This is a genomic window from Enterorhabdus sp. P55 (genome assembly GCF_009911695.1).
GTDB lineage: Bacteria > Actinomycetota > Coriobacteriia > Coriobacteriales > Eggerthellaceae > Enterorhabdus.
Genome location: NZ_QWKK01000162.1, coordinates 1 through 3674 on the forward strand (window position 1 = coordinate 1; position 3674 = coordinate 3674).

The window sequence follows — 3674 nt, forward strand, 5'->3', positions numbered from 1 at the left end:
CCCCGCCCCAGCCCCCGCCCCCGCCCCCGCCCCCTTATCCCCTCACTGCGGCGTGGCAACGTCGCTTCCGGTACAATCTCGTGCCATGGAAGAGGTGATCCTCGACATACTGACGCGGCTGCGGGCCGAGGCGGCGGGAACGGGCGCACCGCTTGACGCGCGCGGCCTCGCGCGGCTGCTCGACGAGCGCAACCGTCGCGCGGGCGGCTCGGAACGTCGCTACGTGAAGAAGGCGCTCCTGCCGTTCTACCTGCGTGTCCGCGACGAGGAGCCCGAGCGCTGGCGCGCGTGGGCGGTGGACGCCGCCTTAGAGGAGCGCCTCATGGCGCTGCTGCGGATGAAGCCGCGGCGCACGGCCTCGGGCGTGGCCACCGTCACCGTCATCACCAAGCCGTGGCCCTGTGCCGGCGGCTGTCTGTACTGCCCCAATGACGTGCGCATGCCCAAGAGCTACCTGGCCGACGAGCCCGCCTGCCAGCGGGCCGAGCGTGCGTTCTTCGACCCCTACCTGCAGGTGAGCGCCCGCTTGCGCACGCTCGCGCAGATGGGGCACCCGGTGGACAAGGTGGAGCTGATCGTGCTCGGCGGCACGTGGAGCGACTACCCGGAGGGCTACCGCCGCTGGTTCACCGCCGAGTTGTTTCTCGCCCTCAACGACGGCGTCGCGCCTGCCGCCGAGCGCCAGGCGGCCGAGCGCCGCGCTCGCTACGAGGCCCTCGGCATCCCCTCCGAGCGCGCCGACTGCGCCGCCCGCGTCGCCTCCGTCCAGGAATCGGTGAACGAGGGCCGCCTGACCTACAACCAGGCCGTCAGGCAGCTCTATGGAACAGGGGAGCAGGTGGGTACCGCCGACGCTCAGCCCCCGGGCGGCTCGGCGGGATCCTCGCGCGCAGCGGACGGCGCGCCGTCCGCGTCCTGGGAGCGAGCGGCGGCGTTCCAGGTCGCCGCCTGGGACGAGGTGGAGGCCGCGCAGCGGGACAACGAGGGCGCGGCGTGCCGATGCGTGGGACTGGTGGTGGAGACGCGTCCGGAGCTGGTGGACGTGCCGGCCCTCATCGACCTGCGGCGGCTCGGTTGCACGAAGGTGCAGATGGGCGTGCAGTCGCTCGATCCCGCCGTTCTGGCTGCCAGCGGGCGCGGCGATGCGCGGACGGTGGATGCCGTCGCGCGCGCCTTCGCCTTGCTGCGTCTGTTCGGCTTCAAGATCCATGCGCACTTCATGGCCAACTTGCCGGGTGCCACGCCCGCGGCCGACGCGCGCGACTACCATCGCCTTGTAAGCGAGCCGCGCTTCCTGCCCGATGAGGTCAAGCTCTACCCCTGCGTGCTCACGGCGGGCACGCCGCTTGCCGCGCGCTACGCGGCGGGGGAGTGGGCGCCCTACGATGAGGAGACGCTCGTGGCGCTGCTCGCCGCCGATGTGCGCGTCACGCCGTCCTGGACGCGCATCTCGCGTATGATTCGCGACATATCGGCCCATGACATCGTGGCCGGCAACCGCAAGACCAACCTTCGCCAGCTGGTGGATCGTCGCCTTGGCGAGGGGGCGGGGGAGCGCGGCGAATCCGGCCTCGGCGGCTGCGCGCTGGCGGAGTTCCCGCACGTCGCCGGACAGGCGGCAGGCCGGGAGGCGCCTTCCGGCGGCTGTTCCTCGGTCGACGCGCGCGCGGGTCTTTCCGTCGCGCAGGCGCCTGGCACGCCGTTGGGCGCGGGCGACGGGAGGAGGGGCGCGCCCCGGGGGGCGGCGGGAAGGCGCGGCGAAGCTGTCGCGCCGCTCGTGCGGGAGATCCGCAGCCGCGAGATCGCGGGGGCGGAGGTGGACGAGGCGTTGCTGCGCCTTGAGGTCGTGCCGTACGACACGGTAGCGAGCCGCGAGCTCTTCCTGCAGTGGGTTACGCCGGATAACCGCATCGCCGGCTTCCTGCGGCTGTCGCTGCCGATGCCCGAGGCGCTCGCGAAGCACCCGGGCGTACCCGTTGGCGCAGGCGAGGCGATGATTCGCGAGGTGCACGTCTACGGGCGCACCTCGCCGCTCGCGCGCACGGCGGCTGGCGTTCAGCACCGCGGCCTGGGCCGGCGGCTCGTGGAGGAGGCGTGCGCCCGCGCGGCGGCGGCCGGCTATGGCGCCGTCAACGTCATCAGCGCCGTGGGTACGCGCGACTACTACCGTCGCCTGGGCTTCGAGGACGTCGGCCTCTACCAGCGGCGATCCGTGGACGCGGCGCGTGGGGCTGTCCGGCGTTCGGGTGGGGGTGGCTTGGGCGTACCCGCCCTCGCGATGCGGCCTGCCGAGGATGCTGCCTGCTGCCAGCGCCGGTTTCGGGACGCTTCGGGTGCAGCCACGGGAGGCGCTCTTGACGCGCCTCGTTCCGATGAGCGGCCGGTTGAGGGGGCTGGCATGCCTGCGCTTCCGGTGCGATCCGTGGTTGCGGCCGATGCCAACGCGTCGTGCGGGGCTGCGTGCTGCGAGGCGGGGGAGGAGCGCGCCCCGCACGCTGCCGGTGGCGAGAGGGGGCGCGTGCGATGAGGTGGCCGTGGCGGCGCGGGCGAGACGGCGCGGCGCCGACGATGTTCGGCTCGGCGCGCGTCTACGATACCGAGGGGCCTGATGGCACGGCCATCCGCGTGCTCGAGGTGGGCGGCGCCTTTCAGTCGGCTGCCTACGTGGACGGCCGGTCCGAGGCGCCCTTTGCCTACCTGCGCGCCTTCGATGCGATCTTTGACGCAGGCGTGCCCATGCGTCGCGTGCTCATGCTCGGAGGCGGCGCGTTCGCCTACCCGCGTCATGTGCTCGCACGCCGCGGAGATGTGGAGCTTGACGTGGTGGAGGCCGATCCGGCCATCGTCGCGCTGGCCCGCGAGCGCTTCTTCCTGGCCGATGCCGAGCGCGCTCATGCCGGCCGGCTGCGTGTCATTGTCGCCGATGCCCTTGCCTACCTGGCCGACGCTGCTGCCCCATTGGGTGCCATTGGGTGTGACCCTTTGGCACCTGACGCGGTTACCCCGCTGGGTTGCTCGGACGTTGCGCCTGCGCCCAGGTCGTCTGCCCGCCTGGCCGGCGCGGCCGCCCCGCTGGGTGCCATTGGGTGTGACCCTTTGACATTAGGTGCCATTAGGTGTGACCCTTTGGCACCCTATGACGCCATCCTCAACGACGTCTTTCAAGGTGTCGACCCCGATGCGGGGCTCCTCGCGCCCGAGGGCCTCGCGCTTGTGCGCGCGGGCCTGGCGCCAGGCGGCCTTTACCTGGTTAATGTCGTGGTGCCCGACTCGCCGGAGGGCGTTGCCGCCCTCATCGCCGCCGGCCGCGCCCTCGAGCGCGCCTTCGACCACGTCTCCGTCATTCCCTGCGCGGACGAGGGCTTCTCCGCTCAGGACAACTACCTTCTCGTGGCCACGGATGGCCTGGCCCGCGTCCCTGGTGCCCTCCCTCTGCCACCCGTCTAGCCCGCGGGCCTTCGTTTTTCGCGGCTGTTTCTGCAAATTCGCGCGGTTTTGCACTCTTGCTAGCCCCCTAATCGCGGCTTTTCCCTGAAAACGTCGCTCAAAGGGGGGTCGAAGGGGCGCTTTTCGGCTCCTAGCCGCCTTTGGTGGGTGCAAAACCGCGCGAATTTGCGGCGGCGCGCTCTTTTTCGAAGGTTCGCCTCCTGATTTGCCCCCCAACCCCCAACCCC

2 protein-coding genes are annotated in these 3674 nt (G+C 71.6%); both read left to right on the top strand.

The annotated features are described in order from the left end of the window. The first annotated feature begins 85 nt into the window (after nucleotides 1-85). Nucleotides 86-2527 carry an elongator complex protein 3 gene (locus D1643_RS11615; protein ID WP_201751087.1) on the top strand — a complete coding sequence of 814 codons (2442 nt, stop codon included), beginning with the start codon at nucleotides 86-88 and terminating at the stop codon, nucleotides 2525-2527. Next, nucleotides 2524-3447: a spermidine synthase gene (locus tag D1643_RS10230; RefSeq protein WP_160710520.1), complete on the top strand. Its 924-nt coding sequence runs from the start codon at nucleotides 2524-2526 to the stop codon at nucleotides 3445-3447. The genes D1643_RS11615 and D1643_RS10230 overlap by 4 nt, the downstream gene beginning before the upstream one ends. Nucleotides 3448-3674: the final 227 nt, after the last annotated feature.